24 protein-coding genes are annotated in these 25,807 nt (G+C 68.3%); 11 read left to right on the top strand and 13 right to left on the bottom strand.

Annotation, left to right across the window (positions count from 1 at the left end; genetic code table 11):
- Positions 1-4: 4 nt before the first annotated feature.
- The gene (locus ACGFI6_RS18370; protein WP_393119932.1) at positions 5-760 is read right to left on the bottom strand and encodes a helix-turn-helix domain-containing protein; all 756 of its coding nucleotides are present in this window, start codon (positions 758-760) and stop codon (positions 5-7) included.
- Between the two features lie 103 nt (positions 761-863).
- On the opposite strand from ACGFI6_RS18370, the gene ACGFI6_RS18375 reads away from it, so the two are divergent.
- Entirely contained in the window at positions 864-1,718 is an 855-nt protein-coding gene (locus ACGFI6_RS18375) for a phytanoyl-CoA dioxygenase family protein (RefSeq protein ID WP_393119934.1), read from the top strand.
- Positions 1,719-1,911: 193 nt separating this feature from the next.
- Positions 1,912-3,036 carry a phosphoserine transaminase gene (gene serC, locus ACGFI6_RS18380; RefSeq protein WP_393119935.1) on the top strand — a complete coding sequence of 375 codons (1,125 nt, stop codon included), beginning with the start codon at positions 1,912-1,914 and terminating at the stop codon, positions 3,034-3,036.
- A 125-nt stretch (positions 3,037-3,161) separates the two neighbouring features.
- Here the strand turns inward: serC and ACGFI6_RS18385 are convergent, their stop codons facing one another.
- The 3 genes from ACGFI6_RS18385 to ACGFI6_RS18395 all read right to left on the bottom strand — a co-directional run bounded on the left by ACGFI6_RS18385 (position 3,162) and on the right by ACGFI6_RS18395 (position 5,943).
- Positions 3,162-4,262 carry a hypothetical protein gene (locus ACGFI6_RS18385; RefSeq protein ID WP_393119937.1) on the bottom strand — a complete coding sequence of 367 codons (1,101 nt, stop codon included), beginning with the start codon at positions 4,260-4,262 and terminating at the stop codon, positions 3,162-3,164.
- A complete protein-coding gene (locus ACGFI6_RS18390) occupies positions 4,259-5,494 on the bottom strand; it encodes a class I SAM-dependent methyltransferase (RefSeq protein WP_393119939.1) in 1,236 nt (411 codons plus the stop codon). Before ACGFI6_RS18390 ends, ACGFI6_RS18385 begins: the two co-directional genes overlap by 4 nt.
- An 83-nt stretch (positions 5,495-5,577) precedes the next feature.
- Positions 5,578-5,943, bottom strand: coding sequence for a hypothetical protein (locus ACGFI6_RS18395; RefSeq protein ID WP_393119941.1), 366 nt, complete (start codon positions 5,941-5,943; stop codon positions 5,578-5,580).
- Positions 5,944-6,100: 157 nt separating this feature from the next.
- Here ACGFI6_RS18395 and ACGFI6_RS18400 point away from each other — a divergent pair, with 157 nt between their 5' ends.
- Positions 6,101-6,712 (top strand): helix-turn-helix domain-containing protein, encoded by a 612-nt coding sequence (locus tag ACGFI6_RS18400; protein ID WP_393119942.1) that lies wholly within the window; start codon positions 6,101-6,103, stop codon positions 6,710-6,712.
- A gap of 8 nt (positions 6,713-6,720) precedes the next feature.
- Complete coding sequence (locus ACGFI6_RS18405) at positions 6,721-7,995, top strand: MFS transporter (protein WP_393119944.1); 1,275 nt, start codon at positions 6,721-6,723, stop codon at positions 7,993-7,995.
- Here the strand turns inward: ACGFI6_RS18405 and ACGFI6_RS18410 are convergent.
- From ACGFI6_RS18410 to ACGFI6_RS18420, 3 genes are all read right to left on the bottom strand, one after another.
- On the bottom strand, positions 7,925-9,031 hold the full coding sequence (locus ACGFI6_RS18410) for a hypothetical protein (protein WP_393119946.1): 1,107 nt from the start codon (positions 9,029-9,031) through the stop codon (positions 7,925-7,927). The genes ACGFI6_RS18405 and ACGFI6_RS18410 overlap by 71 nt on opposite strands.
- A 221-nt stretch (positions 9,032-9,252) precedes the next feature.
- Positions 9,253-10,572 (bottom strand): FAD-binding oxidoreductase, encoded by a 1,320-nt coding sequence (locus ACGFI6_RS18415; RefSeq protein WP_393119948.1) that lies wholly within the window; start codon positions 10,570-10,572, stop codon positions 9,253-9,255.
- A 26-nt stretch (positions 10,573-10,598) separates the two neighbouring features.
- Complete coding sequence (locus ACGFI6_RS18420) at positions 10,599-12,218, bottom strand: acyltransferase (protein ID WP_393119950.1); 1,620 nt, start codon at positions 12,216-12,218, stop codon at positions 10,599-10,601.
- A gap of 273 nt (positions 12,219-12,491) precedes the next feature.
- On the opposite strand from ACGFI6_RS18420, the gene ACGFI6_RS18425 reads away from it, so the two are divergent.
- The 5 genes from ACGFI6_RS18425 (at position 12,492) to ACGFI6_RS18445 (ending at position 17,611) form a co-directional block, all read left to right on the top strand.
- Positions 12,492-13,574: a LacI family DNA-binding transcriptional regulator gene (locus ACGFI6_RS18425; protein ID WP_393119951.1), complete on the top strand. Its 1,083-nt coding sequence runs from the start codon at positions 12,492-12,494 to the stop codon at positions 13,572-13,574.
- A gap of 370 nt (positions 13,575-13,944) precedes the next feature.
- Positions 13,945-15,261, top strand: coding sequence for an ABC transporter substrate-binding protein (locus ACGFI6_RS18430; RefSeq protein ID WP_393119953.1), 1,317 nt, complete (start codon positions 13,945-13,947; stop codon positions 15,259-15,261).
- 91 nt (positions 15,262-15,352) lie between these two features.
- The gene (locus ACGFI6_RS18435; protein WP_393119955.1) at positions 15,353-16,333 is read left to right on the top strand and encodes a carbohydrate ABC transporter permease; all 981 of its coding nucleotides are present in this window, start codon (positions 15,353-15,355) and stop codon (positions 16,331-16,333) included.
- Positions 16,326-17,165 carry a carbohydrate ABC transporter permease gene (locus ACGFI6_RS18440; protein ID WP_393119957.1) on the top strand — a complete coding sequence of 280 codons (840 nt, stop codon included), beginning with the start codon at positions 16,326-16,328 and terminating at the stop codon, positions 17,163-17,165. Before ACGFI6_RS18435 ends, ACGFI6_RS18440 begins: the two co-directional genes overlap by 8 nt.
- Before the next feature lie 5 nt (positions 17,166-17,170).
- Positions 17,171-17,611, top strand: a complete 441-nt coding sequence (locus tag ACGFI6_RS18445) for a MaoC family dehydratase (protein WP_393119959.1) — start codon at positions 17,171-17,173, stop codon at positions 17,609-17,611.
- A 4-nt stretch (positions 17,612-17,615) separates the two neighbouring features.
- Here ACGFI6_RS18445 and ACGFI6_RS18450 read toward each other — a convergent pair whose 3' ends face one another.
- From ACGFI6_RS18450 to thpR, 5 genes are read right to left on the bottom strand one after another with little or no spacing between them, the layout of a single operon-like run.
- Positions 17,616-18,272 (bottom strand): hypothetical protein, encoded by a 657-nt coding sequence (locus ACGFI6_RS18450; RefSeq protein WP_393119961.1) that lies wholly within the window; start codon positions 18,270-18,272, stop codon positions 17,616-17,618.
- Between the two features lie 25 nt (positions 18,273-18,297).
- A complete protein-coding gene (efeB, locus tag ACGFI6_RS18455; protein WP_393119962.1) occupies positions 18,298-19,536 on the bottom strand; it encodes an iron uptake transporter deferrochelatase/peroxidase subunit in 1,239 nt (412 codons plus the stop codon).
- An 8-nt stretch (positions 19,537-19,544) separates the two neighbouring features.
- Positions 19,545-20,684, bottom strand: coding sequence for an iron uptake system protein EfeO (gene efeO / locus ACGFI6_RS18460; RefSeq protein WP_393119963.1), 1,140 nt, complete (start codon positions 20,682-20,684; stop codon positions 19,545-19,547).
- A gap of 36 nt (positions 20,685-20,720) precedes the next feature.
- Entirely contained in the window at positions 20,721-21,572 is an 852-nt protein-coding gene (gene efeU, locus ACGFI6_RS18465; RefSeq protein WP_393119965.1) for an iron uptake transporter permease EfeU, read from the bottom strand.
- 46 nt (positions 21,573-21,618) lie between these two features.
- Entirely contained in the window at positions 21,619-22,182 is a 564-nt protein-coding gene (thpR, locus tag ACGFI6_RS18470) for an RNA 2',3'-cyclic phosphodiesterase (protein ID WP_393119967.1), read from the bottom strand.
- A gap of 33 nt (positions 22,183-22,215) precedes the next feature.
- Here thpR and ACGFI6_RS18475 point away from each other — a divergent pair, with 33 nt between their 5' ends.
- On the top strand, positions 22,216-23,664 hold the full coding sequence (locus ACGFI6_RS18475; RefSeq protein WP_393119968.1) for an LLM class flavin-dependent oxidoreductase: 1,449 nt from the start codon (positions 22,216-22,218) through the stop codon (positions 23,662-23,664).
- Here the strand turns inward: ACGFI6_RS18475 and ACGFI6_RS18480 are convergent.
- A complete protein-coding gene (locus tag ACGFI6_RS18480) occupies positions 23,647-25,047 on the bottom strand; it encodes a mycothione reductase (protein ID WP_393119969.1) in 1,401 nt (466 codons plus the stop codon). The genes ACGFI6_RS18475 and ACGFI6_RS18480 overlap by 18 nt on opposite strands.
- Before the next feature lie 54 nt (positions 25,048-25,101).
- Here ACGFI6_RS18480 and ACGFI6_RS18485 point away from each other — a divergent pair, with 54 nt between their 5' ends.
- Complete coding sequence (locus ACGFI6_RS18485) at positions 25,102-25,803, top strand: DUF4429 domain-containing protein (RefSeq protein ID WP_393119971.1); 702 nt, start codon at positions 25,102-25,104, stop codon at positions 25,801-25,803.
- Positions 25,804-25,807: the final 4 nt, after the last annotated feature.

Consider the following 25,807-nt stretch of genomic DNA (forward strand, 5'->3'; position numbering starts at 1 on the left):
CCGCCTACCGGTCCTGGCTGGGGGTGCGGCCGGTGCGTTGTTTGTACTGGCGGCTGAAGTACGGGACGTCTGTGTAGCCGAGAGCGGTGGCCGTTTCAGTGACGGTCATCCCGCTCTCGGTCAGCAGTTGGTGCGCGCGGTCGATCCGCGCCTGGATCAGGTACTGCGCCGGGGACATACCGAACTGCTTGATGAAGCGGCGGGTGAACTGCGCCCTGCTGAGTAGGGCACCGTCGGCCATCTCGCTGACGGTCCACTCGCGGCCCGGGTCCTGCCGGAGCTGCCGGGCGATCTCGTCGACCGCGGTGTCGGTGGCGGTGCGGTCCGGGCGGTGGACTGCGTCCCGGACCAGTGCGATCAGTTGCTCCAGGCACAGTTCGGCCTGATGGCGGCCGAGCGGGTCGCCGCGGCGAAAGTAGGCGTCGCTGGTGCGCGCCAGTACTCCGAGGAACTCGCGGTCCAGCACCTCGCCCCAGCGCGGCTCGGGCGCGGCTGGTTCGTTGTCGCTCGTGACGTCGAAGTGCATGCCGAAGACCAGCAGCCGCCGGTGCGGGTCGTGCGTCGCCCGCGGCGCGTCACCGGGCCTGAACACCGCGCACACCCCCGGATGCAGCTCCTGCCGATCGCCGGTGAGCTCGAGCTCACCCCGGCCGTCGAGCACACACCACAGCAGGTGATCCGCCAGCCGCCGCGAGGTCCAGGACCAACTGGGCTCGCACCGCCAGAACGTCGGTGGCGTCATCCGCACGATCCGGTGCATCAAAAGTTCAAGTCCTCGCGTGAATCGTCCGTGGTCCGGTACGAGCAGTTCGCAGGAAAATGGGGTCTGCTGGAACCCTATGGCACAGATGCGGGAGCTGTACATGAGCGTTTCATACAACCTCGATGCCGACGTACGCCGGGACGAGTTCGAGCAGGCCGGCTATACGCTCGTCCGGGGGCTGTTCTCGACCGACGAGGCCGAACGGCTGCGGGACCACTACATGACCGTCCGGAAGCACGGACCGCGGGCGCACGACTTCTCCGCCGACACCGCGACCAGCCGCGACCCACTCAAGCGGTACCCGCGGCTGGGGCAGATGCATCGCTGGGACGACGCGTCGCTGCAGTGGCTGATCGACCCACGCATCGACCAGGTGATCACCGCGCTGCTCGGCAGGTCGCCGTACGCGGTCCAGACGATGGTCTACTTCAAGCCGGCCGGCTCGCGTGGGCAGGCGCTGCACCAGGACAACTTCTATCTGAAGGCGGATCCGGGCACCTGCATCGCGGCCTGGATGGCGCTTGACCGGGTCGACGTCGCGAACGGTTGCCTCGAGGTCGTACCCGGCTCGCACCGCTGGCCGATCCTGTGCACCGAGAAGGCCGACACGACGGTCAGCTTCACCGACGTCACGGTGCCGCTGCCGACCGCCGCAGCCGCCGTACCGGTCGAGATGGAACCGGGCGACGTGCTGTTCTTCCACGGTGCGCTCGTGCACGGCAGCAACCCGAACGTCACCACGGACCGATTCCGGCGCGCGCTCATCGGGCACTACATCGAGGGCGAGGCCGAGCGCGTGGCGCAGTACTACCACCCTGCCCTCCGCATGGACGGCACCGAGCTCGCCCTGGAGGTAGCCGAAGGCGGCGGCGCCTGCGGCGAATGGACCGACACCCCCAACGGCCCCGTAGCCGTCCTGACCGGCACCGAAAACACCACCCGCAAACACGAGTAGCGCCGTCGGCGCCGACTTTGTGCACCAGGTCCGTGTTCGGCGGGTGCTGCGTACGGATGTGGTGCACAAGGTGCGGGGGTGGGTGTCCGGGCGGTGGGCCTGGGGCGGGGTGGTTGGGCGAGGTGTGCGAAGATGGAGCGCGCTGACAGCGTCGTCGGCCTACTGAAGTGCAGACGACGAAGGGAAACCGCTGGTGACCAGCGATATTACGATTCCTGCAGAGCTCAAGCCCGCCGACGGGCGCTTCGGCGCCGGACCGTCGAAGGTTCGCCCGGAAGCCGTCGCCGCACTGGCGACCGAGGGCGCGAAGCTGCTCGGCACCTCCCACCGTCAGGCCCCGGTCAAGAACCTGGTCAAGCGCGTCCAGGACGGCGTGGCCGAGCTGTTCCAGCTGCCGGACGGGTACCAGGTCGTGCTCGGCAACGGCGGCTCGACGGCGTTCTGGGACATCGCGACCTTCGGGCTGATCCGCGAGAAGAGCCAGCACCTGAGCTTCGGCGAGTTCTCCTCGAAGTTCGCGAAGGCCGCCCAGCAGGCGCCGCACCTCGGCGACCCGAGCGTCGTCAAGGCCGAGCCCGGCACCCGCCCGGTCGCCGTCGCGGAGGCCGGTGTCGACCTGTACGCGTGGCCGCACAACGAGACCTCCACCGGCGTGATGGCCCCGGTCAAGCGCGTCGAAGGCGCCGACGAAGGCGCGCTGGTCGCGATCGACGCGACGTCGGGTGCCGGCGGCCTGCCGGTCGACATCAACGAGGTCGACGCGTACTACTTCGCCCCGCAGAAGTGCTTCGCCTCGGACGGCGGCCTGTGGATCGCCGTGCTCAGCCCGGCGGCGCTCGCCCGGGTCGAGGAGATCACCGCTTCCGGCCGCTGGACCCCGGCGTTCCTGGACCTGGCGACCGCGATCGACAACTCGAGCAAGAACCAGACGTACAACACCCCGTCGCTGGCCACGCTGTTCCTGATGGCGGAGCAGACCGACTGGATCAACGGCCAGGGCGGCCTGGAGTGGAGCGTCGGCCGGACGACCGACTCCAGCAACCGGCTGTACACGTGGGCCGAGAAGTCGGAGTACGCGACGCCGTACGTCGCCGACCCGGACGCCCGCTCGCTGGTGATCGGCACCATCGACCTCGACGACGCGATCGACGCCGCCGCGGTCGCGAAGACCCTGCGCGCGAACGGGATCGTCGACACGGAGCCGTACCGCAAGCTCGGCCGCAACCAGCTCCGGGTCGCGATGTTCCCGGCCGTCGACCCCGACGACGTCGAGAAGCTCACCCAGGCCATCGACTACGTCGTCGAGAACCTGAAGTAGCCACCCGAAGCACCGCGCTCCACCCAGCAGCCGCCGTCCCCACCGGGCCGGCGGCTGCACTCGTCCCGGCCCCTGGAGGTTGCTGGGTGGGCAAGCGCAGCGCGGGGTGCCGGGTGCTGGTGGGGTCAGGAGTGTTGGCGGCGGCGGGGGGTTTGCGTGCCTTGGCCGGTGAGGCGGGCGTTTTCGGCTTGACGGTCCCGGCGTTCGCGGCGGCCCGGCGGGAAGGTGAAGACGGTGATGAGCAGGGCGAACAGGGCTGCGCCGATGATGATCCAGCGCAGGTTGTGGCTCTTGCCGGAGTCGGAGCTGTTGCTGTCCGGGGCGGTCGAGGCCTTGGGGGTGGCACTCGCGGTCGGGGTCTTGGCGGTGGTCGTCTTCGCCGGCACCTGGATCTGGTAGATGCCCGAGTTCGCACCTTCGCTGCCGACCACGACGGTGTTGTCGGTGGGGCCGAGCGCCACGGTCTCGCCCTGCCCGAGCGGCACCGGTCCGCGGGCAATCGCGGTCGGGGTGTCTCCCCACGCCACGGTCGCGGCGTCGGTGTACGTCCGCAGGATCACGCGCTGGCCGTCCGGCAGGAACGTGCCGTCGGTGATCACTCCCTCCGGCGCCGGCGCGAGCTTGCTGAGGTCGTTGGTGCCCTGGCGGCTCGGCGCGGGCGGCGCGGCGTAGATCGTGCCGGCGCCCTTGAGCGCCTTGGTCACGATGTACAGCTGGCTGGTGCCCGGCTCGATCAGCAGCGTCTCGGCGTCGTGCGCGCCGTCCGGGTACTGGAAGTCGTACTGGTGGTACTTGACGTTGGAGTCGCCTTGCAGGGTCTCCGGCTCCGGGATCGTGTAGATCTCGACCTGGTCCCGGTTCGCCTTGTTGTCGCCGATGTCCGCGACGTACAGCGTGCCGTCGCGGTCGATCCCGAGCGCCTCGACGTCCTTGACCTTCGCGCCGAACCGGAGGACCGCCTTCACCTTGCCGGTCAGGTCGACGCCGTAGATCCGGCCGCTGTCACCGGAGTCGTTCACGGTCCAGTACAGGTCCTGGTGCTTGGCGCTCTTGACGAGGCCGGACGACTCCTTGATCCGGTCGTCCTTGATCGAGAACAGCTTCTTCGGCGCGGGCGCCGTCGGGTCCGCGGTCCCGGCCGCCGACGCGGTGGTCGGCAGTGCGGCCCCGGCGAGGGCGCAGAGCGTCGCACCCAGCAGCGCGACCGCGGTCCGGAGCTGTCTCACGAAACCACCTCGGGATCGAGCAGGAGTTGCGCCAGCCTGGGCCTCACGTGCCACTCGTCGACCATTGCCTGGTACTCGGCGCGCAGGTCGGGAGTCGGTTTGGCCCCGGTCCGCGCGGCGCGGAGCAGGAGATTGCGCGGCGTGTGCTGACTGTCCACGAACTGCACGACCTCCACTCGGTACCCCACTTGTCGCAGCACCGCCGCCCGCAGGGAATCCGTCAGGACGTCGGCGAACCGCTCACGAACGATGCCATATCTGGTCATCAGCGCATAAGGCGCCGGTGGTGTGACGCTTCTCAGCTGCTTTTGGATGTCGTGATGACAACATGGGGCCGCGAGAACCAGTGCGGCCTCCCAGCGAACGGCCCGAGCGAGCGCGTCGTCGGTCGCCGTGTCGCAGGCGTGCAACGCCAGCACCACGTCCGGCTGCACATCCAGCTCGGCGCCCTCGATGGTCGCGTCCAGGAACCGCAGATGCTGCTCCCAGCCGAGCGCCTCGACGACTCGGGTGTTCCGCTTCCGAGCCGCCGGATTGTGGTCGATACCGGTCATCCGTACGTCGTGCCCGCCCGCGGTCAGCAGGTGGTACGCCGCCAGCGTCAGGTACGCGTTCCCGCAGCCGAGGTCGACCACCTGCAACGGCCGGCCTGCCGCGATCCGCCCCGCCGCGACCGCCTCGTCCAGTGCCGGCGCGAGCAGCTTGCAAAACTCTTCGATCTGCTTGTACTTCGCCTGCCGGGACGGCTTCACCCGGCCCTGGTGGTCGCTGATCCCGAGCTCGATCAGGAACGGCGCCGCCGGGTCGAGCACCCGCTGCTTCACCCGGTCGTGGCCGGTCTGCTGCTCGCGGGTGTCCTCCTGGCGATGCAGCAGCTCCTTGCCCTTCTTGGTGTACCGCAGCCGCAGTGTCTCGCTCGTCGTCTCGACGTGCCACGACCCGTACCCGACGTCGAGCAGCTCGTCGACGGCCTTCTCCAGGTCCTCGGCGGGCACGTTCCGGGTATGCGCCTGGCGCTCGTCGAACTCGGTGATCTGCAGGTGCCGCTGCCCCTTCAGATCGACGTACCGCACCTCGGCCCGCAGGTACGCCGGCGCCTCCGTCCCCCGCCGCCGGCCCGACCCGAGCGCCCGCACGAGTCCTGCCCGATCGAGCAACGCAGCACGCACCACGCCGAGCGCCCCGGACTCCTCCGGCTGCGCCGGCTCGCCCGACCGCACCTCAAGCTGCATCAGCCCATTGTCCCCGACCACCGGTCCCGACCCCAAAACCCGCCCCGGACGCCCCTCACCTCCGCACTCGCGCACAGAGCCGGTCAGGGGAGTCTCTGGTCCTCTTCCAGGAGGCCCAGGCCTCTCAGGCGGGTGATGATGCCGCCCTCCTGACGGCCGAGGGTTTCGATGAGGTGGTCGAGGGTGGCGCCGTTGTTGTACATCTCGACCAGGGTGTGTTCGTCGTCCGGACTCCACTGGCGGAAGGCGTTCGGGTGGGTCTTGCGGGCCTTCTCGATCTTGCGGGTCATCGATCGCGGGTTCAGCGGCTGGAGCGAGCTGATCCGGGCCTGCCGGTGGCGGCCGACCTCCTCGCCGTTGCGCCAGAACACCACCGCCCCGTCGTCGAACGTCAGCAGGTCGGCCGGGAGGTCGCAGTAGTCGGCGTCCTCGAGGGTCACGCGCATCATCGGTGGTCTCCATTCCTCGGTGGATGCGTGGTCGACAGAGAAGATGCCGCGATCCGCCCCACCCCGGCACACCGATCTGCAAGCTGTGGACAACCAATCGCACAATTCGTTTGCAAAATCTCTTTGCAAAGAGTCTTTGCAGTCCTATGCTTCAGTCATGAGCGACGACACCACCCCGGGCGCCACAGCAGACGGCGCAGCAGACGCAGCGCGTACCGTGCGCCTGGACCGGCACCTGGTCCGGGCCCTCGCGCACCCGATGCGGAACCGGATCCTCGGTCTGCTCCGGGTGTACGGCCCGCAGACCGCGACCTCGCTGGCCGGCCGGCTCGGGGTGAACACCGGTGCGACCAGCTACCACCTGCGGCAGCTCGCGGACGCCGGTCTGGTCGCCGAGGACGACAGCCGCGGCAACGCCCGCGACCGGTGGTGGAAGTCGGCGCACCAGGGCACCGAGTTCGACAAGGCCGAGCTGCTGGACCAGGAGCCGGAGCTCGCGCTGGGCTTCCTGCACGGTGTCGGCCAGACGTACGCCGAGAACATCTTCGGCTTCATCGACGCGATGCAGACGATGCCGGAGGACTGGCGCGACGCCAGTCTGCTCTCGGACTTCTTCTTCCACCTCCGCGCCGACCAGCTCGGCGCGATGATGCAGGAGGTCCTCGCGGTCCTCGAGAAGTACAAGACGGCCGACCTCACCGCTCCCCTGCCCGAGGGCGCCGAGCAGGTCACCGTCCAGATCCAGGCCTTCCCCCGCGAGACCCGGTAGGAGCAGCAGTGAGGCAGAAGGACCGTGCGCCCCTGGTGGCGTTCCTGGTGGCGAACGTCGTGTCGATCTGCGGGACCCGCGTCAGCGCGATCGCGATCCCCTGGTTCGTACTGATCACCACCGGCTCCCCCATCAAGACCGGCCTGGTGGCGATGGCCGAGATGGCCCCGCTGGTCATCGTGAAGGCAGTCGGTGGACCGCTGATCGACAAGGTCGGCGCACGCCGGATCAGCGTCCTGGCAGACACCGCCAGCACCGGCGTGGTCGCACTGGTACCGCTCCTGCACACGCTCGGCCTGCTGCACTTCCCCATCCTGCTCGTGCTCGTCGCGATCGCAGGCGCGCTCCGCGGTCCAGGTGACTCCGCCAAGGAGACGCTGATCCCTGACATCGCCCGAGCCGCCAAGGTTCCGCTTGAGCGAGTGACCGGCCTGGAGAGTACGACGGAGCGTCTGGCCGGCTTCTTCGCGTACGCACTGGCCGGCGGACTCATCACCCTGGTCGGAGCGGTCAACGCCCTGTGGATCGACGCCGCATCGTTCGGCATCTGCGCCGTACTGATCGCCCGCTGGATCCCCAAGCAGGACAAGCAGGTGGTGAGCGCCGAGGAGCCGTACGGACGCAGGTTGCTGGAGGGCTGGAACTTCCTCCGCACCGACAGGCTCCTGCTGCCGCTGGTCTCCATGATCGCGGTGACCAACCTGCTGGACGCCGCGACCAGCACCGTACTGCTGCCCGTCTGGATCAAGTCCCACGGCTACGGCCCCGGCCACACCAGCCTGATCCTCACCTCGTTCGGTGTGACCGCCACCGCGTTCGCCCTGCTGGCGTCTGCGATCGGCGACCGCATTCCACGCAAGCTGATCTTCACGCTCGCGTTCCTGATCGCCGGAGCACCGCGGTTCGTCGCGATGGCGACGGACGCGCCGGTCTGGGCGTTGATGGCGGTGTACGCCGTCGGCGGCATCGGCGCCGGCTTCATCAACCCGGTGCTCGGTGCGATCCGTGTCGAGCGGATCCCCAGCCATCTGCTCGGCCGCGTCAACTCGCTGTCCAACGCGGCCTGCTGGACCGGCGTACCGCTCGGTGGCGTGGTCGCGGGTGCCGGCATCGCCGCGATCGGTCTGGCACCGGCACTGCTCGCAGGTGGTGCGATCTACCTGATCGCGACCATGTCACCGGTACTGATCGGCCGCCGCGAGAACTGGAAAGCTACACCGGGTCCGTCGGATCCTCCGGAAACGGCGGAAGGTCCGGCTCGGGTGGCAGTCGGTGCGTCTTAGCCTTCGCGGCGTCGTCCAGTACGCGTCGCATGCGCTCCCGCTCCGCACGGAGCAGCCCGAGCATCACCAGGTCCAGGAGCATGCCACCGGCCGCCGCGAACTGTGTCGCGGCGAACTGGAAGACCTGTGTCATCAGCAACGACACCAGCACCGCCAGCTCGAACAGCCGGACCGCCCGCGCCCGGTTGCCCTTCCGCAACTGCAGTGCACCGCGCACCGTGAACGTTGCTGACAGCAAGCTCCCAGCACTCACCCCCAGCACCGGGAGGTGGTTGAACCCATTTCCGAGTACGGCTGCGATCACGAGCGCGCCGACCACCTGGATCGCCAGTACGGCGACCGCTACCGCGGGCGTTCTCGGGTGCGTGGCGAGCCGTTCGAACCCGCGCTGGATTGCCTGCCACGCTGCGTCCACCGGTGCCGCCAACTCGACCTCGTCAGGCGGGCAGACGGACAGCAGTTCGGTGGTTTCACGCCGCCCGCGCACCTCGCGGGGCACCAGGCCGAGCAGTTCCTCGGCCTCGGCGCGGCGGCGACGGGACAGTCCGCCGGCGACACCCTCGACGGCGTGGTCGATGACGTTCGCCAGCTCCTCGCGGGGGTCGATCGGCCGCCGCGTGGTGAGGAAGCGGAAGCCCAGCACGATCAGTACGAAGACGACGTACACGATCGCGGCACTGGGCTTGTAGAAGTAATTGTTGTCCGACGTGACGAACTTGCCCACCTCGTCGATGAACAGCCCGAACCCGATCCCGCCCACCGTCGCGGCGGCCGGCCGGACAACCGGGCCGACGTACCCGAGCAGCAGCGAGATCGCGATCAGCATCAGCAGCCCGCCGGGGAGGACGTGGGCGATGTGCAGGCCCTTGCCGCCGATCTGCGGGTACCCGCTGAGGCTGAGGAACAGCCGAGTCACGAGCACCGTCGCCACCCCGGACACCACGAACGTCGTCAGGTGCTCCCCCGACCGCACGTTACGAACCATCCCGGCCCGCAACAAGTACGACGAACGCTCACCGGTGGCGGAGGTGGTCACGGGGCCTCCCGGCCTGGACTGAGGAGTGGAGGGAGCGTAGCGACCGGAGCGACGAGGGAAGGGCGGGAGTTAGAGCCCCGTGACCCGCCGCGACGGAGTCGCGGCATGTGCACAGTCATGCAGGCGGACGTTACCGGAGGAAGGCCGCCACGACGACGATGGCGACCAGGGCGGCCAGTACGAGGGAGGTCACCAGTCGGCGCGTGCGGGGGTCCACGTGGTCAGGGTAGGCGGAAGTTCCCCACGAACGTGTCATCGGGGTCGACGCGGCGCTTGATCTCCCGCAGCCGCGTCAGGTCCGCCTCGCTGTAGCAGTCCCGCAGGGTGTTCCACGCGGACAGCCCGGACGGTGGCATGTACCCGGTACGCCAAGGCAACAGCCCCTCCTGCAACGCGCGTAGCTGATCCTCAGCAGCCTGCTGCAACTCCGGCGACGGCACGATGGACACAGCCAGGACCATGTACGGAGCTACCGGGTCCGCGGCCGCCGCACCGGGCCGGCCGCCCACCCCGCCGGACCGCAGGTGCCGGATCGCGACCTGGAAGATCAGTGAGGGCTCCCCGGCGTACGAGAGCAGCGTCCCGATCAGCTCCGGGGTGACCTCCTGGAATGCAGAGGTGATGAGCGACAGCGCCTGTGGCGGCGTGGGCACTGAGTTGAGGTCAGCGACCTCACTGGGCTGCAGCGGCCTGATGACCTCGGACAGTACGGTCCCAGCGGACCGGACCGTCGCCAGCACGCCGTCCAGCTCCCCGTCAGGTGTGATCACGTCGACCATGCAGAACGACTTGCCGCGCACGGCCTCGGGCAGCGCCGGCGACTGCGGGTAGTGCACCAGGTACGCCCACAGCGTCACGCTCTCCGGCGCCTCCTGCGTGGCCTTGCCGTACGCCGTGAGCACCGCAGCCGCCTGCTCGATCGGGAACATCAACCGACCACCTGTGATCGCAGGAGCCGGGTGCAACTCCACCTCAGCCGCAGTGACCACACCGAAGTTCCCGCCGCCACCGCGCAGCGCCCACATCAGGTCCGGATCGCTCGCGTCGTCGACCCACCGGCGGTCACCAGCCGCATCGACGAGCTCCACCGCGCGCAGGCTGCCCGCACCGCTCCCGTACGGGCGGGAGAACCAGGAGAAGCCGCCGTTCAAGCAGTACCCGACCACTGACACGCTCGCGGACGACCCGGGCAGTCCGGTCAGCCCCGTGCCGTCCAGGGCACCCTGCAGCGAGCCCCAGCGCACACCAGCACCCACCCGGGCGCTGCGAGCGGGCACATCGACAGAGAGCTCGTCCAGTGCATCCGTACGTACGACGATCGTGTCGTCGAGAGCATGGGTCGCGCCGTGCCCACCAGCTTGCGCAGAAACCTGCAGCCCGTGCGTACGCGCGTACCTGACGACCTGCTCGACGTCACCCGGCCCCGCTGCCTCAACGACAGCAGCAGGACGCTGATCGACGGACAGATTCCACCCGCTGCGCACCTGCTCCCAGTCCGGGCTCTCAGGTGTCACCAGCCGTCCACGCAGTTGTTCCAGCATGAACCCGCTGTACCACGCAGAGTGGGTCAGACCAGCGGCTCCGGGCGGTGCACACCGCGCGGGCGGTAGCCGAGAGCATCGGACAGACCGAGGTAGTCGGAGAGCAGCCAGATGATCGCCAGCCACATCTCGGTCCCCTGCAGGCCCGGGATCGCGCGGTCGTCCGTGCCGTCCGGCGCGAACGCGAAACCGGCGCCATCGACCCAGCGCGGCAGGATTGCTCGCAGCTGCTCCTCGGCCCAGCGCCGGCCGTCCGCTTCGCCGTACGTGGTCTGCTTGCGCGCCAGCCACAGCGGGTGGATCACGTCGAGCACGTTGCACGCGTTGTAGTTGTCGCCGGTGAACATCCGCCGGTCGTTGCTGTGGGCAAGTACGGTCGCGACGGCCTGCTCGGGGTACGGGAGCGGGAGGCCGAACTGCGCGTACGTACCACGGGTCAGCCGGTAGAAACCGTTCACGACCTGCAGCAGGCCGTCGTCCGGATGCGCCGATCCCCAGGCCCCGGTCGCCGGATCGACGCGCGTCACGAGCCAGCCCATGAGGAGCTCGAGCGGCCCGGATTCCTTGTGGTCGTGGAGGTTTCGCGCCAGCGCCGTACCGAGGGCATCGATGCCGGAACCGGACGACCACGCCCTTCTTGCCCAGGGCAACTTGTCCAGCTCCTCGAGCGTGAAGTCGGTGGTGATCGGATGCTCGAAGCTGCTCCCGAGGACCTGCAGCGCGTACCCGACGCACAGGACGTGGTAGCTCGCAGGACCCTCCAGGACCGACAGTTCGACGTCGGACGGCTTACCCAGTCCGTCGTCGGACAGGTCTCCCGGTGATACCAGTCCGGTCTTCGGGTCCTGGCGTGCGCGGAGCCGGCGGACGAGGTCGTCGCGGGTGTGGCCGGCAGGCGTCCGGCGTACGAGCAGGTCCGCGATCTCGATGGCGTCGCACCAGGGCCGGATCTCCGGTTCGCGGTCGATACCGGGACGGTCGACGAAGCGCGATCCGTCCCAGGAGCGCGCGAGGACGTCGTCCACCTGGCCGCGGGCCTGCGCGGCGAAGTCGGCAAGCTTGGTTCGCAGATCACCTGACACGGAAACTCCTGTCCGAGAGCGGAGGACGCGGGCCGGGTTGCCGGCCGCGACCGAGTTGGCCGGGATGTCCTTGGTGACGACCGCGCCGGCACCGACGATGCAGTGCGGGCCGATCGTCACGCCGTCGAGGATCGTCACGTTCGAACCGATCCACACGTCGTCGCCGATCGTGATGCCGCGGGCGGTGATCGGCTGCCGGAAGACCGGCGTACCGGCGGCGGTGCCGTGGTTGAAGGCGAGGATCGAGGTGTGCGCACCGATCCGGACGCCGTCGCCGATCGTCACCTCGCCGCGGACCGCGGCGAACGGGTTGATCGTGGAGTCCGAGCCGAGCGCGATCCGGCCGGTGACGTAGGCGTGCGCGGCGATGTACGAACGCTCCCCCATCCGGAGCTCGTCGCAGTACACCGCGGCCGACTCCGCGACGTACACGTCGGCCCCGAGCTCGACCGACCCGCCGAGCCGCGCCTGCCGCTCGGCCTGCCGGTCACGCTCGTCGTCGGACGCCTTGCGGGCGTACTCCCAAGGCAGGAAATCCAGTCGCAACGGCTCGTTCGGCACCATGGGAAAACGCTATCCAAATCTCCGGGCCAGCGCTAGGGCGTATCTCCCACTCCCACGCCGTAGCGAGCAGGTGCTCGGCGGAGTGCCTCGGCGAGCGGGAGCGGAGGGTTCGATGCGGGTTTCATCGTGCCCTCCGCTCCCGCTCGGCGAGGTGCCCGTCGAGTGCCGCGCAGTAGGCGTGGGAGTGGGAGATACGCCCTCGGGCCGAAATGCCGCTGCTAATCTCCGGTCTGACATGAACACTTTTCCGTCTGTGCGAGGGGCGGCCGGGCGATGACGACGAGCGGAACCGTTGCGGACTCCGGCGCCGACGACGACCGCCCGGCGGGCGGTACCCGCCGCAGTCATCGAGTCACGATCAGCGACCTCGCCCGCCGGTTGCACATCTCGAAGGCGTCCGTCTCGTACGCGCTGAACGGCCGCGCCGGGGTCAGCGAGGAGACCCGGCAACGGGTGCTCGCCCTGGCCGAGGAGCTGGGCTTTCACCCGAACTCCGCGGCGGTCGCGCTCTCCGCGAGCCGGACCCGGACGATCGGCATCGTGATCGCGCGGGACCCCTCGCTGATCTCGACCGAAGCGTTCTACATGCGCACGCTGGTCGGCATCGAGCAGTACCTGAACGAGGTCGATTCCTCGCTGCTGCTCCGACTCACGGGCGAGCACGGCGAGGACCTGGACGTACTGCGCCGCTGGTCGCGGCAGGGTCGCGTCGACGGGTTCATCCTGTTCGACGAGCTCGAGAACGACCAGCGGATCGGTTTGCTGAAGGAGCTCGGGGTGCCGTGCGTGGTGGTCAGCTCGAACGAGCCGGACGACACGGTCGGACGGCTGATCAGCTCGCCGACGGAGACCGTTGCGCTGCTGCTCGAGCACCTGTCCGAGCTCGGGCACACGGACATCGCGCACATCAGCGGGCCGTTCAACTTCATCCACGAGCGGCTGCGCGTACAGACCCTGCTCGAGCAGGCCGCGGAGCACGGGATCACGGTGCGGCACATCGAGGGCAGCTACCGGTACGACGACGGCGCCGAGCTCACCCGGCAGTTGCTGACCGGGCCGAATCCGCCGACGGCGATCGTGCTCGGGAACGACCTGATGGCCGTCGCGGCGCTGCGCGTGGCACTGGATCTCGGTACGGCCGTACCGGACGAAGTGTCCGTGGTGGCGTGGGACGACTCGCCTTTGTGCGAACTCGCGCGGCCCGGGATCACCGCGGTCGACCAGAAGACGATGGAACGCGGCCGCGCCGCCGCCGACCTGCTGCTGCGGATCATCACCGGTAGCAGCACCCTCCACGAGGAAGCCCCGGCCGGCGAACTCCGCCCCCGAGCATCCTCCGGCCCAGCCCACCCCTGAACGACCAATTTGCCTGGCAGACCCACGAAATATGGGGTTCCCCACCGTGGTCCAGGGTGCAGAACCCCATATTTGGTAGGTCTGCCAGGCAAATTCGTGGGTCTGCCAGGCAAATGCCGCGCGCGACGGCGGCGAGGGCTGGCGGGGTGATGCTCGGGGCCTGTTTGAAGACTGTGTGAAATCGGGTGGTTCCGGTGTGTGTCGGATTGCGTTTGCCGGTGCACCGGAGGAGGTTGGGCGGGTCACGAGGTCGTAACGAACACGCTTCTACTGAACCGGTTAGGGTTTCGAAACTTAACCGGTTAGGTCAGTATGGGGCCGATCCGCCCCCGCAGGTCCGCGGGGGCTCGAAGGGACGAGGGAGTCCGACGTGAGACTGCGTTCGCTTGTAGCCGCGGTTGCGGCGACCGCCATGGGAATCACCCTCGCCGCCTGTGGCGGCGGCGACAAGGATGACTCCTCCGGCGGCAGTACCGGTGACCAGACGCTGACCTACTGGGCCAGCAACCAGGGCACCAGCCTGGACAACGACAAGGAGGTGCTGACCCCGGTCCTGCAGAAGTTCACTCAAGACACCGGCATCAAGGTCAACCTCGAGGTGATCGGCTGGAACGATCTGCAGACGCGGATCCAGACCGCGATCACCTCCGGCCAGGCGCCGGACGTGGTGAACATCGGCAACACCTGGGCGGCCTCGCTGCAGGCGACCGACGCGTTCCTGCCGTTCGACGGCGACGCGATGACCGCGATCGGCGGCAAGGACAAGTTCGTGCCGACGGCTCTGGCGACCGGCGGCAAGGAGGGCACCGACCCGACCTCGGTCCCGCTGTACGGCCTGGCCTACGGCCTGTACTACAACAAGGCGATGTTCGCCGCCGCCGGCCTGCAGCCGCCGAAGACCTGGGAAGAGATGGTCACCGACGCGCAGAAGCTGACCATCCCCGCCAAGAAGCAGTGGGGCATGGCGCTGGCGGCCGGCAGCTACACCGAGAACGTGCACTTCGCGTTCATCAACGCCGCGCAGAACAAGGCCGAGTGGTTCGACAAGGACGGCAAGCCGACCTTCGACGGTGACGGCAACGTGCAGGGCGTGCTGCGGTACCTCGACCTGATGCAGAAGGACAAGGTCGCGAACCCGTCCAACGCGCAGTACGACAACGGCACCAAGTCGGTGAACGACTTCGCCACCAAGAAGGTCGCGATGGTCATCAACCAGAACAACGCGGACTCCTCGATCGTCGCCAACGGCATGAAGGCCGGCGAGTACGGCGTCGTACCGTTCCCGGCTCCGGCCGGTGGCGAGCAGGTGGCCAGCCACGTGGCGGGCATCAACCTGTCGGTGTTCAAGAACACCAAGCACAAGGACGCGGCGCTGAAGTTCGTGAAGTACATGACGGACGCGACCACGCAGACCACGCTCGGCAAGCCGTTCTCCTCGCTGCCGGTGCTGAAGGACGCGAAGCCGGTCTTCACCACCGACGCGGCCGAGGCGGCGACCTTCTCCGACGTCTACAACACCAAGTCCAAGCCGCTGCCGCTGGTGCCGGCCGAGGACCAGTTCGAGAGCACCGTCGGCAAGGCGATGAACTCGATGTTCGCCAAGATCGCGACCGGCGGCACGGTGAGCGCCGACGACGTGAAGGCGGCCCTGAAGACCGCCCAGGACCAGGTAGCAGCCGGCAGCTGACCCACCCCCGCTTGCGTCCGAGGCTTTGTGGCTGCCAAGCCACAAAGCCTCGGACGCAACGCACTGTTCGAGACAGGAGGCGACTCGAAGGATGTCCGTCGCCACAGAGCACGCGACGCCGGCCGCCGCAAAGCCCGCGAAATCCAAGGCCAAGCGCGGCCCCGAGCACCGGCCGGGCCTGAACCGCTGGCTGCCGTACGCACTGCTGGCCCCGGCGGTGTTGCTGGAGCTGCTGATCCACATCATCCCGATGCTGGTCGGGATCTGGATGAGCTTCGTGAAGCTCACCAAGTTCTTCATCGCCAACTGGTCCGCCGCCCCCGGCGCCGGGATCAACAACTACAAGGTCGCGCTGGACTTCAACAACGCGGTCGGCCAGGGCCTGCTGAAGTCGTTCGGCGTCACCGTCGTCTTCTCCCTCGTCACGGTCGCGTTCTCGTGGGTACTGGGGATGGCGGCCGCGGTCGCGCTGCAGCCCGAGTTCCGCGGCCGCGGCATCGTCCGGACGTTGTTCCTGGTGCCGTACGCGCTCCCGGCGTACGCGGGAATTCTGACCTGGAACTTCATGCTGCAGCGCGACACCGGCGCCGTGAACCACATCCTGCAGCAGCTGCACCTCAGCGACGGCAACACCTTCTGGCTGATCGGTGGCAACGCGCTGGTGTCGCTGATCACGGTGGCCGGCTGGAAGCTCTGGACGTTCGCGTTCCTCACCCTGATGGCCGGTATGCAGAGCATCCCGCGGGACCTGTACGAGGCCGCGTCGGTGGACGGCGCCGGCAACATCCGGCAGTGGCGCAACATCACGCTGCCGTCGCTGCGCCCGGTCAACCTGGTGCTGGTGCTCGTCCTGTTCCTGTGGACGTTCAGCGACTTCAACACGCCGTACGTGCTGTTCGGTACGGCGCAGCCGCCGGCCGGTGACCTGATCACGTTCCACATCTACAACGCGTCGTTCCTGACCTGGAACTTCGGGACCGGTGCGGCGATGTCCGTACTGCTGCTGATCTTCTTGATGATCGTCACCGGCGCCTATCTGCTCGTCACCGGAAGGAGGTCACGTCGTGCGTGAGACCAGAGGCTTCAAGATCTACCGCGGTGTCACCCTGACTGTGCTCGGGCTGTTCGTGCTGATCCCGCTGTACGTGATGGTCACGTCGTCGCTCAAGCCGCTGAAGGACGTACAGGGCGCCTTCACCTGGTGGCCGTCGAACCTGACGCTCGCGCCGTTCGTCGACATGTGGAAGACGGTGCCGCTGGCGAAGTACTTCGTGAACTCGACGATCGTGTCGGTGTCCGCGACGGTCTTCTCGGTGGCGATCGCGATCCTCGCGGCGTTCGCGGTGTCGCGGTTTCGGTTCCGCGGGCGGACGGTGTTCACCACGACCGTACTGTCGACGCAGATGTTCCCGGGCGTGCTGTTCCTGCTGCCGTTGTTCCTGATCTTCGTGAACATCAACAACTCGTTCGGTCTGCAGCTGGTCGGGACGCGGCTCGGGCTGATCATCACGTACCTGACGTTCAGCCTGCCGTTCTCGATCTGGATGCTCGCCGGGTACTTCGACAGCATCCCGCGCGAGCTGGACGAGGCGGCGCTGGTCGACGGCTGTGGTCCGATGGGCGCACTGTGGCGGGTCGTCCTGCCCGCGGCGCGTCCCGGCGTGATCGCGGTGGCGATCTACTCGTTCATGACCGCGTGGGGCGAGGTGTTGTTCGCCTCGGTGATGACCACCGAGGCCAACCGCACACTGTCCGTCGGCCTCCGCCAGTACTCCACCCAGACGAACATCTACTGGAACCAGATCATGGCGGCCGCCCTGGTCGTCAGCGTCCCGGTCGTCATCGGCTTCCTGCTCGCACAGCGACACTTCGTCGCCGGCGTAACTGCCGGTGCGGTCAAATAGGACGCATGTACTTCGAGGACTACCAGCCGGGTGCTCCCGTCGAGCACCCGGCCACGATCACCGTCGACCAGACCGCCGTCATCGAGTTCGCCGAGGAGTTCGATCCGCAGTACTTCCATGTGGATCCGGAAGCCGCCGCGGACGGCCCGTTCCAGGGCCTGATCGCCAGCGGCTGGCACACCGCGGGCCTGATGATGCGGCTCTACGCCGACCAGTTCCTGTCCAAGGAAGCGAGTCTGGGCGGCCCCGGCGTCGACGAGCTCCGCTGGCCCGCCCCCGTCCGTCCGGGCGACGTACTGCGGCTGCGTACCGAAGTACTCGAGGCCCGCCCCAGCCGTTCGAAGCCGGACCGCGGCCTGATCCGCACCCGCACAGAGTTGCTCAACCAGCACGACACCATCGTGTTCTCCTGCGAGGTACTGAATTTCCTCGCCGTGCGCCCCTGAGCGGCTATCTGTTGTACTCGCCCTCGATCGTCGCCGAGCTGGTCCAGGTGGCGGAGCGTTCGGAGATCTCCGTGGTCGTCGGCGTTGTGCAGGTGAGGCGAAAACCCGTGAGGGTCATCGGTTCGCAGTCCTCGAGGCTGTAGCTGTAATGCCCGACGATCGCCTGGTGGATCTTCGGGTCGGCGAAGATTCCGGCGAGCAGGCGCCGGAGTTCGGCGTTGGTCGCCGCGATCGCCAGAGCGTTGCCTTTGGCACGATCGAACGGGCCGGGAGTCGAAGTACGGACGGAGAAGATGCCGAGCCGGCTCGGATGCTGGGCCGACTTCCGGAACGTCACCACGGCGGTTTTGCCTTTGGTGCACAGCGTTCGGTCTGCTGCCTCGGCCTGGCACGCATAGCCGTTGGCTTCGACATGGCTGCGAAACGCCGGCAGCGTCATCGTGTAGAAGCAGCCGTAGCAGTACGTCCCGTCCGGCGGCGGCGTCGCCGAGGCGGTTGCCGATGGTTTGCTTTTCTCTGCTCGCTCGGCGGCCGCTCGGTGCTTCTCGGAGATCGTCTGCACGCCGACGATGACGAGACCGCTCAGTACGAACGCGATCACCACCCCGAGCACGATCCAGCCGGCGCGGGACCGGCGCGGAGTGGGCTGCTGGTTGCTCACTGCCACAAGATAGTGACGCGACGGTTCAGCTGAGGAGTTTTTCGCCCCAGTACGAGCCCGGGGTTACGCCGGGTGGGCAGGCGAAGATGCCGGAGCCGACGTGGTGGATGTACTCGTTCATCGTGTCGTTCTTGGCCAGCTGGTTCTGGATCGGGATGAACTGTTTGCGCGGATCGCGTTGGTAGGCGAGGAAGAACAGGCCGGCCTCGAGACGGCCCAGTCCGTCGGAGCCGTCGACGAAGTTGTACCCGCGGCGGAGAAGCTCGGCACCGTTGTTGAACTGTGGGTGCGCCAGCCGGACGTGTGAGTCGGTCGGCACCTTCGGGCCGCCGTCGGCGCTCTTGGCGGCGAAGTCGATCGCGTCGAACTCGTCGGCCTTGCCCAGCGGTGCGCCGGTGCCCTTGCCGCGGCCGATGATCTGCTCCTGTTCGCCGAGCGACGTACGGTCCCAGATCTCGATGTTCATCCGGATCCGTCGCGACACCAGGTACGAGCCACCGACCATCCAGTCCGGGCCGTCCTCGGGCTGCACCCACAGCTGCTGCTCGAGCTTGTCGGCGTCCTCGAGCTTGAGGTTGTTCGTGCCGTCCTTGAACCCGAACAGGTTCCGCGGCGTGGCCTGCGCGCGGGAGGTGGACGACGTACGTCCGAAGCCGAGCTGTGAGTACCGTACGGCGACCCGCCCGAAACCGATCCGCGCCAGGTTGCGGATCGCGTGCACAGCGACCTGTGGGTCGTCGGAGCAGGCTTGTACGGCGATGTCACCGTACGAGCGTTCCGGGTCGAGGTCGTCGCCGATGAAATGCGGGAGGTCGACCAGCGCCTTCGGTCGTTTCGCGGCCAGTCCGAAGCGCTTGTCGAACAGCGTCGGACCGAAGCCGACGGTGATCGTCAGGCGTGCGGGTGGTAGGCCGACCGCCTCGCCGGTGTCCTCCGGAGGTGCCTCGTCCGGCCCGTTCACGGCCCCGTACTGACCGATGTCCCGGCCGGCGGTGAGCAGCGCGGCGGCCGCCGTCCACTCCTTCAGCAGCGCGACCAACTCGTCCCGCTTCGTCGTCGTCACGTCGAACGCCGCAAAGTGCAACCGATCCTGCACAGGCGTAACGATCCCAGCCTGCCGAGGTCCATGGAACTCCACCGGCCCGTTGTTGTCGGCAGCCTGGACCTTCTCGTCGCTGAGGACAGAGTGCGCGGCGTACCCGGCGACACCGGTGGCCACGGCGGCACCCGCGGCCCCCAACAGGCCGCGGCGAGAGATCCCCATACGTTCGCTCATTTCTTTGCGAGTACTCCGGCGACCTTGCTGACCGGTTCGGCCAGGCCGTCCACGACTGCGCCGAGGGCCTTCTTCTCTGGTTCGGTGGCGGTATAAGGCTTGAAGCCGTCGCCGGTGCGGTACTTGTCGAGGGACGCGAAGACTGCCTTGAACTGCGTGTCCAGTTGCGTAACGAGCGCCGCGTCGCGGGCCTGGAGCGCCGGGCGGAGCGCCTGGATCGCCGCCTGCGAGCCCTCGACGTTCGCCTGGAAGTCCCACAGGTCGGTGTGCGAGTAGCGGTCCTCCTCGCCGGTGACCTTGCCGGTCGCGACCTCGTCAAGCAGTTCCTTCGCGCCGTTCGCGAGCTGCAGCGGCGTGAGCTTCACGACCTTCGCCTTCGCTACGACCGTCTTCACATCGGTGAGCAGCTGGTCGGCGTACTTCTCCATGCCCTTGGTGGTGTTGGAGACCCAGAGCGCCTGCTCGATCCGGTGGTACCCGGTCCACTCGGTGCCCGGCTCGACGTCGTTCACCCGGGCGTCGATCTTCGGGTCGAGGTCGCCGAACGACTCCGCGACCGGCTCGATCCGCTCCCAGTACGTCCGCGAGACCGGGAACAGCGCCTTCGCCTTCGCGACGTCGCCGGCCTTCACCGCGGTGACGAACTCGGCGGTCTTCTGCTCCAGCGCGACCGCCTGCGAGTTCACGTACCGCTGATAGCTCTCGGTCGCCTGCTTGAGCGCGGTGTCGGTGTCGATCTGCGCCGGCACGTCCCCGGTGACCGTCAGATCGCCACGGATCCCGTCGCCGACCATGCCCGGCTTGCAGACCGCCTGGTACTTGCCGGTCGGCAGCTCGACGATCAGGTCCCGCTTCAGGCCGGGGCCGATGTTCTCGACCTCGCCCATCACGCGGTCGCCGTCGGCGTACACGTAGAACTCGGTGACCTTGCTGCCACCGTTCGACACCGAGAACGTACTGGTGCCGGACTTCACGTCGCGGCGGCTCAGGTCGCAGCCGGAGTCGGATGCCTGCACCGACACCGGGCCGGAGCCGTCGTCCTTCGCCGCGGGGGTGTCCTTCGCGCACGCTGTGAGCGTGGCCAGGCCGGCGACGGCAGCGAGTACGGAGGCCTTACGAGCCAGGGACGCGGACATGGTTCTCCTGTGCGGAAACGGGACGAGGGGTGTGGATCAGGCCGCTTCGCCGGCGGGCTTGCCGGCAGGTACGGCGGGCGGCGCGGAGCTCTTCACCGGGCGGAAGTACAAGAACAGCACCGGGACGAGGTAGACGAGCCACGCGGTCGCCTCGAGCACCGACGGTGCCGGGTTGAAGTTGAAGATGCCCTTCAGCAGCACGCCGTACCAACTGTCCGGCGGGACGACGTGCGAGATGTCGAAGGCGAGCGTGTGCAGGCCGGGCAGGATATTCGCCTCTTGCAGGTCGTGGAAGCCGTACGCGAAGATGCCGGCCGCGACCAGGATCAGCACCGCGCCGGTCCACTTGAAGAACACCGCGAGGTTGATCTTCACCGCGCCCTTGTAGATCGCGATTCCCAGCAGCACCGCGGTGCCGAGGCCCAGCAGGACCCCGATCAGCGGCACGGCGGTGGTCGCGGAGGCGGCCGACGCGTACACGATGAACGCGGTCTCGATGCTCTCCCGGAAGACCGCGAGGAAGGCCAGGATCACCACCGCGCGGGACCCGACCTCGAGGGCCTGGGTCATCCGGTCGCGCAGTTCCTTGGCGATGCTGCGGGACGCCTTGCGCATCCAGAAGATCATCCAGGTGACGAAGCCGACCGCGAGGATCGACATCACGCCGCCGACGGTCTCCTGGGTGGTGAACGACTTCGCGGTCAGCGCGGTGACGAACTGCAGCAGGCCCCAGGCGGCGGCCGCCACGGCCAGCGCCGAGACGACGCCGATCCAGACCAGTTTGAGCCGGTCCCGGTGCCCGGACTTGACCAGGAACGTCGCCAGAATGCTGACCACCAGCGACGCCTCGAGGCCTTCGCGGAGTCCGATCAGATAGTTCGCAAGCATGGCGGGGACACTTTCGGCTTCTTAGGTACGGCTAACCTTGATGAGGTTAGCCTAAGAAATCCCATTCGCCTACGGTGACGTACGCCGCAGTCTGCCCGGGGCCCTCGCCCAGCCGGGACTCGATCAGCCGCAGACTGCCTGCGGTCCAGACCGGACTCTCGTAGGTGTCGAAGATCCGCACCCACTTGGTGACATCGAGTTGCCGGCGCAGCCGCGCGAGCGTCAGGTGCGGCGTGAACTTCCGACCCTCGACCGTGACCCCGGCCCGGCTCGCGGCCGAACGGGTCGTCATCGACAGGTGCTGCAGTGACTCGGTGTCGTCGCGGACGCCGGCGTACAGCACCCGCGCATCCGGTACGCCCGGGAACGCGCCGGCGCCGGCGACCTGCAGTTCGAACGGCTTCTGCCGCTCGGCGGCCCGCTCCAGCCGCTCCTCGAGCTCCTCGGTCTTCCAGTCCGGTACGTCACCGAGAAACGCCAGCGTGATGTGCCAGTGCTCGTCCGCCGCCCACCGGATGTCGTCGTCCGGATGCTCCCGGCGCGGCTCGACGAACGCCCCCAGATCCTCCACAACCTCAACAGGCGGCACCACCGCCACAAACAATCGCATCCGAAAAGCCTAGCGGTGATGGAAACTCTTTTTGTGTCCGAGTTGAAGCTGCCTTCGCCGTGTGTCGTCGTGCTGGTGGGCCCAGGAGCGTCGGGGAAATCGTCGTGGGCCGCGGAGCATTTCGCGGGTGAGTTGATCGTGTCGAGTGATCGGTTGCGGGCGTTGGTGGGGGCCGGGGAGGACGACATCGCTGCCAGTGCGGACGCGTTCGCGTTGCTGGAAGAGGTGGTGCGGCAACGGATCGGGCGGCGGTTGACGACGGTCATCGACACGCTGGGGCTGGACAGGGAGCGGAGGATGCGCTGGTTGGCGGCGGCGCGGGAGGCGGGGATGGCCTGTGTTGCCGTGGCGTTCGATACCCCGGCCGAGGAGTGCAGGAAGCGCAATCGGGAGCGTACGGCGAAGCGCATTCCGGCCGACGTACTGACGTCCCAGTTGCGGTCGTGGCGGGTCGCGAAGACCGAGCTCGCGGACGACGGGTACGACGACGTACTGCAGCCTGCTGCGCTGCGCGTGGTGCCGAGCGCGTTTGTGGAGTCGGCGGCGGCACAGACCCGGCAGTCCGAGGCGCCGGTGGGATTGCGGTTCGGGCTGCAGCTGAGCAGCTACACGCATCCTGGCGGTCGCGTGGGGACGGCTGCGTGGGTGCGTGAGGTGGCGGAGCGGGCCGAGGCGGCCGGGTTCGACGCGATCTACGTCATGGACCATTTCCGGCAGATCCCGCAGGTCGGGCGGGCGTGGGACGATTTCCTGGAGAGCTGGACGACGCTCGCGTACTTGGCCGCGTGTACGACGCGGGTGCGGCTCGGCACGCTCGTCACGGGGATCACGTACCGCAACGTCGCCCATCTCGGGAAGATCGCGGCGACCCTCGACGTACTGAGTGGTGGGCGGGCCGTGTGCGGGGTCGGGCTCGGCTGGTTCGAGGCCGAGCACAAGGCGTACGGGTGGCCGTTTCCTTCGGTGAGCGGGCGGTACGCGTTGCTCGAGGACGCCCTGCAACTGCTGCCCGTGATGTGGGGGCCAGGCAACAAACCGTTCCACGGCAAGGTGCTCGACGTCCCGGACACCACCTGTTATCCACGCCCATTGCAGGAGCACCTACCGGTGCTGGTCGGTGGCAGCGGGCCGAGGACACTAAGGCTGGCAAGCCGGTACGCCGACGCCGTCAATGTGTTCGGCGATGTCGAGGCGGTCCGCAAACGCGCGCAGTATGCCGGTCCGAACGTCGAGCTGACGCATCTGTCCACCACCCTGGTGGGGCGCGACCGCGCGCAGCTCGACGAGCTGATCGCCCGGCTCCGGCCGCGGAACGCGAACCCCGAGAAGTACGCCGCCTCGGTGAACGCGGGCACGGTCGACGATCAGATCGGGCGGTTCCGGGAGCTGTCCGAGGCCGGGGTGGCCGAGGTGATGATCAGCCTCCCCGACCTGGACACGCTCGACGCGGTCGCCGACGTGATCTCAGCCTTCCGGATGTAGGTCGAGCTTGAGCAGGGCGTTCTCGATCAGCTCGGGCATCGCCGGGTGGATCCAGTACTGGCCGCGGGCCATCGTGTACGCGTCCAGGCCGAAGCTCATCGCCTGCACCACCGGCTGGATCAGGGTCGGCGCCTGCGGGCCGATGATGTGGCAGCCGATGATCTGCCCGCTCTTCGGGTCGGCCAGCACCTTGGCGAACCCGGTGGTGTCCTCCATCGCCCAGCCGTACGCGATGTCTGCGTACCGCTGAACCGCCGCCACATAAGGGATCCCACGCTCTTTGGCCTGCTCCTCGGTGAGCCCGACAGAGGCGATCTGCGGCGAACTGAACACCGCGTGCGGGACGAAACGGTGGTCGGACTCGATCCGGTCGTCCGGGTTCAGCAGGTTGTGCTTCACCACCCGCGCCTCGTGGTTCGCGACATGCTTCAGCTGCAGCGGGCTCGTCACGTCGCCGAGCGCGTAGATGCCCTCGACAGCGGTCTGCTGGTACGCGTCGACCACCACCCGGCCCTCGGTGTCGACCTCCACGCCGGTGGTGTCCAGGTCCAGGTCCGAGTTCGGCGTCCGGCCGACCGCGACCAGCAGCTCGTCGACGACCAGTTCGTCGACGCCCGTCGGGGTCAGCATCTTCAGCTGGATCGAGCCGTCGTCACGCCGGGCGACGCGGACGGTCTCGTGGTTCAGGCGTACGTCGTACAGCTCCTGGGCGATCTCGGTGAAGCGGGCCGCGACCTCGCCGTCCTCGGGCCGGAGCAGCTCCTTCGAGCGGGCCACGATCGTCACCTCGACGCCGAACGCCGCGAACACGTGCGCGAACTCGGCCGCCACGAACCCGCTGCCGATGATCGCGATCCGGCGCGGCAGCTCCTCGAGCCGCATGATCGTGTTCGACGTGTGGTACCCGGTCTCCTCGAGGCCGGGGATCGGCGGTACGACCGGCCGGCTGCCCGTGGCGATCACGAACCGCTCGGCGCTGAACACGCTCGTCGAGCCGTCCTTGTTGTCGACGGTCAGCTCCTTGAAGCCGGTGAACCGCCCGGTGCCGTCGTAGAACGTGACGTTGGCGTTGTCCGGGTTGTGGTGCCGGTACTCCGACCCGCTCGCGGAGATCGGGTCGATCCGGCCGAAGATCCGGTCCCGGACGTCCGGCCAGCGGACGCCGAGCAGTTGCTCGTCGACGCCGTACCGCGAGCTCACCGACGGGGTCGCGGCCACGTCGGCGGCGTGCACGAACATCTTGGTCGGGATGCAGCCGAAGTTCAGGCAGGTGCCGCCGAACGTGCCGCGCTCGACGAACGCCACCTTCCAGTCCGCGAACCGCCGGTTGACGATCGTGTTCCCGGACCCGGTCCCGATGACGACAAGATCGTAATTGGTCACACCCTATTGTGCGCGTTACAGGTGAGAGACCCACTCAGGGGGAAGGATGGGCGGGTGGCAGGTGGTGAGTTGGTGAGCGTGAACGGCACGGTGGTCTGGGACGGGACCGGGACCCTCAGGGTTCGGTACGACGGGACGCAGACCGGGCTGGATCCGCTGACCAGTTCGCTGCGGGAGCGCCTGGGCGAGCGGGTCCTGCCGGTCGAGGCGCTGCAGTCGGTCGAGGTGCGCGACGGCGGCCTGCGGCTCATCCTTCGCGAGGGCGCCGATCCGCTGCAGTCCGTCACCGGGTGCACGGCCCTGGCCGATCCGTACGACTTCCCGGGCGTCGATCCGGTGCTCGCGGAGCGGATCGCCGGCGAGATCCGGCGTACGCTCGCGCGCCGCGACGTACCGGCGGCCGCCTCGCGCTGGTTGCTCGCGCCGCCGCCTGCTCCGGACCGGATCGAGGGGCGGGACGCGACGCTGTCGGTGGCGAACGGGCAGCTCACGTTCGCGTACGAGCGCGGCGCCGGACGGCGGAAGACGGCGCTCGGCAACCCGTGGTCGGTGCCGCTGGACACCGTTCTCGACGTGGAATGGCGGCCGTACCAGGGCCGGATCGGCGGGCGTGGGTTCCTCCGGATCGGTACCGGCCAGACCCCGCTCGAACGCCCGAAGCCGAAGCACGACCCGGCCGCGATGCTCACCCGGCGGGACGCGGACGTCGACGCCCTGTTCTTCGCCGCCCGCCTCCTGACCCGCATCCGCCCGTAGCTGG

This window comes from Kribbella sp. NPDC048928 (genome assembly GCF_043197975.1).
In the GTDB taxonomy this organism is placed as follows: Bacteria; Actinomycetota; Actinomycetes; order Propionibacteriales; family Kribbellaceae; genus Kribbella.